At 65.9% G+C, this 5,198-nt stretch carries 5 protein-coding genes and 1 pseudogene; all 6 read left to right on the top strand.

Annotated features, from left to right (window positions below; all coding sequences use genetic code 11):
• A partial coding sequence (locus tag ACTG4J_RS14495) for an acyl-CoA dehydrogenase family protein (RefSeq protein ID WP_439140449.1) occupies positions 1-537 on the top strand: 537 nt, incomplete at its 5' end.
• A gap of 3 nt (positions 538-540) precedes the next feature.
• Positions 541-2,583 (top strand): acetate--CoA ligase family protein, encoded by a 2,043-nt coding sequence (locus ACTG4J_RS14500; protein ID WP_439140450.1) that lies wholly within the window; start codon positions 541-543, stop codon positions 2,581-2,583.
• A pseudogene (locus tag ACTG4J_RS14505) lies at positions 2,580-3,365 on the top strand (carnitinyl-CoA dehydratase). Before ACTG4J_RS14500 ends, ACTG4J_RS14505 begins: the two are co-directional and overlap by 4 nt.
• 3 nt (positions 3,366-3,368) lie before the next feature.
• Positions 3,369-4,280, top strand: coding sequence for a 3-keto-5-aminohexanoate cleavage protein (locus tag ACTG4J_RS14510; protein WP_439140451.1), 912 nt, complete (start codon positions 3,369-3,371; stop codon positions 4,278-4,280).
• A complete protein-coding gene (locus ACTG4J_RS14515; protein WP_439140452.1) occupies positions 4,277-5,029 on the top strand; it encodes an SDR family oxidoreductase in 753 nt (250 codons plus the stop codon). Before ACTG4J_RS14510 ends, ACTG4J_RS14515 begins: the two co-directional genes overlap by 4 nt.
• On the top strand, positions 5,029-5,198 hold a 170-nt coding region (locus ACTG4J_RS14520), incomplete at its 3' end, for a 3-hydroxyacyl-CoA dehydrogenase NAD-binding domain-containing protein (protein ID WP_439140453.1). The genes ACTG4J_RS14515 and ACTG4J_RS14520, both read left to right, overlap by 1 nt.

The following is a 5,198-nucleotide window of genomic DNA, read 5'->3' on the forward strand; positions in this document are numbered from 1 at the left end:
GGCTACAAGAACTGCATCCTTGAATTTGACGACTGCCGATTGCCCGATGCTCAGGTCTTGGGTGTGGTCGATGGCGGGTTCGACGTGATGAACACATGGCTTTACGCCACCCGCCTGACGGTTGCGGCGTTCTCCGTGGGCCGCGCGCGGCGTTGCTTCGATCACGCCGTCGAATGGGCCGCCGCACGCCGCCAATTCGGCCAACAGATCGCCAAGTTCCAAGGCGTCAGCTTCCAGATCGCCGACATGATCACCGAGATCGACGCCGCCGATCTGATGACGCTTTCGGCCGCTTGGCGGCTGGATCAAGGCCTGCCCGCCAACCGCGAGATCGCCAGCGCCAAGCTTTACGCCACCGAGATGCTGGCGCGCGTCACCGACACCACGCTGCAGATCCATGGCGGCATGGGGTTGATGGATGATCTGCCCATCGAACGGTTCTGGCGCGATGCGCGGGTCGAACGCATCTGGGACGGCACCTCCGAGATCCAGCGCCACATCATCGGGCGCGAGATTTTCCGTCCTCTTGGGGCCTGAGGGATGGAGCCGCTTTCGCGCCTGATGCGGCCATCCTCCATCGCGGTGATTGGTGGGGGGGCATGGTGCGCCAATGTGATCGCCGAATGCCGCAAGATCGGCTTTGAAGGGCCGGTCTGGCCGGTGCATCCGACCAAGGCAGAGATCGCGGGGCTGCGCGCCTATGCCACCATCGCCGACCTGCCCGCCGCACCCGATGCCAGCTTCATCGGTGTGAACCGAGAGGCCAGCATCGACACGCTGCGCGCGCTTGCCGCGCGGGGGGCGGGCGGCGCTGTCTGTTTCGCCTCGGGCTTTCGCGAAGCGGCGGCCGAAACCGGGAACGGGGCTGAACTTGAGGCGGAACTGGTCGCGGCGGCGGGGCCGATGCGTATTCTTGGCCCAAACTGCTATGGCTTTTTGAACCTGCTCGACGGGGCGGCCCTTTGGCCTGATCAACACGGCGCCTTGCGGGTAGAGCGCGGTGTGGCGCTCATCACCCAATCCTCTAACATCGCGATCAATTTGACGATGCAGACCCGCGGCCTGCCCTTGGCCTATGTGGTGACGGCGGGCAATCAGGCCCAGACCGGCTTGGCCGAGATCGCCATGGTGCTGATCGAGGATTCCCGCGTCACCGCCCTTGGCCTGCATATCGAGGGGATCGGCGATCTGGCGGGCTTTGCCGCCATGGCGACGCGGGCGCAGACGCTCGGCAAGCCCATCGTCGCGGTCAAGGCTGGCGCCTCTGATCAGGCGCGGGTGGCCGCCGTGTCGCACACAGGCTCGCTTGCGGGCAGCGATGCAGGTGCCGATGCGCTGTTTGCCCGGCTGGGCATCGCGCGGGTGGTGGGGCTGGCCGAACTCCTTGAGACTCTGAAAATCCTGCATGTGGTAGGGCCGCTTGGATCAAGCGATATCGCCTCGATGTCCTGTTCGGGGGGCGAAGCGGGGTTGATGGCCGATCTGGGCGCACGGGCGGGGCTGAGGTATCCGGCGCTTACTTCGCGCCAGCACAAGGATCTGCGCGCGGCGCTTGGTCCCAAGGTGGCACTCGCCAACCCCTTGGATTACCACACCTATATCTGGGGTGATGAGGCAGCGATCACGCGCGCCTTCAGCGCGATGATGGCCCCGCATCTGGCGCTGGGGGTGGTGGTGCTGGATTTCCCGCGCCCCGACCGCTGCGATGGGTCGGCATGGGATCTGGTCGTCAACGCGGTCGAGGCGACGCGTGCGGCGACCGGGCGGCCCATGGCGATCATGGCCAGCCTGCCCGAAACCATGCCCGAGGGGGTCGCGGCCGACATGATCGCGCGCGGCATCGTGCCCTTGTCGGGAATGGCCGAGGGTTTGGCCGCCATCGCCGCTTGCGCGCGCAGCGGTAGCCATCACCCCAATGCCACCCCCCTGATCCTGCCCGGGCCAGAGCCCATCGCGCCGCGCCTGTTGTCCGAGGCCGAGGGCAAGGCGATCCTCGCCGCCCACGGCGTGCCGGTGCCGCGCGGGGCCAAGGCCGCAAGCCCCGATGCAGCGGCAGATGAAGCGCGCGTTTTGGGCTTTCCCGTCGTTCTCAAGGGGCTGGGCCATGCCCACAAGACCGAGGCAGGCGCCGTGGCGCTGAACCTTGCGAGCGATGAGGCCGTTCACGCTGCCGCCACGCGCATTGGGGGCAATGCCTTTCTGATCGAAGAAATGGTGACGGGGGCCGTGGCCGAAATCCTTGTGGGCGTGATCCGCGACCCGGCGCATGGGTTCGTCATGACGCTGGGGGCGGGGGGTGTTCTGGCCGAGATCATGGGCGACACCGCCTCGCTCATCCTGCCCGCAAGCGAGGCCGAAATTGCCACAGCGCTGCACAACCTGCGCATCGCGCCGTTGTTGCATGGCTATCGCGGCAAGCCACCCGCCGACATGGCGGCACTGGTCGCGGCGATCCGCGCGGTGCAAGATTGCGCCATTGCGCATGCCGGCGCATTGATCGAGTTGGAGATCAACCCGCTGATCGCCACAGCTGACCGCGCCGTCGCGGTCGATGCCCTGATCCGATTGGGAGAAATGCCATGACCGACACACCGATCAAGACCCAGCGCCGTGGCGCGGTGCTGGAGGTCACGCTCGACCGGCCCAAGGCCAACGCCATCGATTTCGCCACCAGTCGCCTGATGGGCGAGGTCTTTACCCAGTTCCGCGACGACCCCGATCTGCGCGTGGCGATCCTGACCGGGGCAGGCGAGAAATTCTTTTGCCCCGGTTGGGATCTCAAGGCCGCCGCTGGGGGCGAGGCGGTCGATGGCGATTACGGCAAGGGCGGCTTTGGCGGATTGCAGGAGTTGCGCGGGCTGAACAAGCCGGTGATCGCGGCCATCAACGGCATCTGCTGCGGGGGCGGGCTGGAACTGGCGCTGAGCGCCGATATCATCCTGGCCGCCGACCACGCCAGCTTCGCGCTGCCAGAAATCCGTTCGGGCACGGTTGCCGACGCCGCCTCGATCAAGCTGCCCAAGCGTATTCCCTATCATATCGCAATGGAGATGCTGCTGACCGGGCGCTGGATCGACGCCTAAGAGGCTGCACGCTGGGGGCTGGTCAACCGCGTCTTGCCCGCCGAGGATCTGATGACTACGGCCCGCGCCATGGCCGATGATCTGGCCGCAGGCCCGCCCTTGGTCTTCGCCGCGATCAAGGAAATCGTGCGCGAGGCCGAAGCGATGTGCTTTCAGGATGCGATGAACAAGGTGACGAAAAGCCAGTTCGAAACGGTCGAACGGCTTTATCGATCCGAGGATCAGAAAGAGGGCGCGCGCGCCTTTGCCGAGAAACGCGACCCGGTTTGGAAAGGAAAGTAGATCATGCCATTGACCATGAGCCGCGAGGTTTTCATCACCTGCGCCGTCACCGGATCGGGGGCCACCCAAGACCGTAGCCCCCATGTGCCGCGCTCGCCCAAGGAAATTGCCGACAGCGCCATCGCGGCGGCACGTGCGGGGGCGGCCATCGTGCATTGCCATGTGCGCGACCCCGACACGGGCGCGCCATCGCGCCGGATCGAGCTTTACCGCGAAGTCACCGACCGTATCCGCGACGCCGATGTCGATGTCGTTCTGAACCTGACCGCCGGAATGGGGGGCGACATCGTCTTTGGCCCGACCGACGCGCCGCTGCCCCTCAACCCCAAGGGCACCGATATGGCCGGAGCCGAGGAACGCGTCGCCCATGTGGCCGACTGCCTGCCGGAAATCTGCACGCTCGATTGCGGCACGATGAATTTCGCCGAGGCCGATTACGTCATGACCAACACGCCGGGCATGCTGCGCGCCATGGGGCGGATGATGACCGATTTGGGCGTGAAGCCCGAGATCGAGGCTTTTGATACAGGCCACCTGTGGTTCGCCAAGGAGTTGGTCAAGGAGGGGGTTCTGGATGGCCCCGCCTTGGTGCAGCTTTGCATGGGCGTGCCGTGGGGGGCGCCCGATGACCTGAATACCTTCATGGCGATGGTCAACAATGTGCCCGACGACTGGACCTTTTCGGCCTTTGCGCTGGGGCGCAACCAGATGGCCTATGCGGCTGCCGCCGTTCTGGCGGGGGGCCATGTGCGGGTCGGGCTTGAGGATAATCTCTGGCTCGACAAGGGCGTTCTGGCCACCAATGCACAGCTGGTCGAGCGCGCGGTCGGTGTGATCGAAGGCATGGGCGCGCGGATCATGACGCCGGCCGAGGTGCGCGCCAAGCTTGGCCTTGTGAAACGAGCGCCAAGGTGAGCCGCCGGGTCGTTATTACCGGCGGGGCCTCGGGCCTTGGCCTTGCGATGGCTGAGGCCTTTGTCGCCATGGGCGATCAAGTGGCTGTGTGCGATGCCGATCCTGCGGCGGTGGCGTCTGTTTCGCCCGCGATTTTGGCCGTCGTGGCCGATGTGACCGACGAGGTCGCGATGAGCGATTTTCTCGGCCGGATCGAGGCCGATTGGGACGGCGCGGACATCGTCATCTCCAATGCCGGGATCGGCGGACCAGCCGGGCCGATCGAGGATCTGGATTTCGCCGATTGGCAGCGCTGTCTTTCGGTCAATCTCGACGGCGCCTTCCTGACCTGCCGCTGGGCGGCGCGGGTTCTGAAGGCGCAAGGCGCGGGCGTCCTCTTGCTCACCAGCTCGGTCTCGGGCCTGTTCGGCTTTCCGTGGCGCACGCCTTATGTGGCGGCGAAATGGGGAATCGTGGGGCTGACCAAGGCGTTGGCCTCGGAACTGGGGCCTTATGGCGTGCGGGTCAATGCGATCTGCCCCGGCGCTGTCGAGGGGCCGCGCATGGACCGCGTCATCGCGATGGAGGCGCAAGCCCAATCAAGGTCCGAGGCCGATGTGCGCAAAGGCTTTACCGATGGCGTCGCACTGCGCCGCTTCGTTACCGCCGATGAGGTCGCGGCGATGGCGGTTTTCTTGGCCTCGCCCGGTGCCGCCTCGATCAGCGGACAGGCGATGGCGGTCGATGGACATACCGAGAGGACGACATGATGGGACGGAAAGCGGCGATTATCGGGGGTGGGGTGATCGGCGGCGGTTGGGCCGCGCGCTTCTTGCTCAATGGCTGGGATGTGGCGGTTTTCGACCCCGACCCGGAGGCGGAGCGCAAGATCGACGCGGTACTCGCCAATGCGCGGCGGTCCTTGCCGGGCCTTTACGA

Origin of the sequence: Roseicyclus sp., assembly GCF_965662675.1 — a bacterium.
Classification (GTDB): domain Bacteria; phylum Pseudomonadota; class Alphaproteobacteria; order Rhodobacterales; family Rhodobacteraceae; genus Roseicyclus.

What these genes read in the sequence shown, in the direction of transcription:
- ACTG4J_RS14500 (WP_439140450.1), top strand. Translation starts at nt 541, where the DNA reads ATGGAGCCGCTTTCGCGCCTGATGCGGCCATCCTCCATCGCGGTGATT.
- ACTG4J_RS14510 (WP_439140451.1), top strand. Translation starts at nt 3,369, where the DNA reads ATGCCATTGACCATGAGCCGCGAGGTTTTCATCACCTGCGCCGTCACC.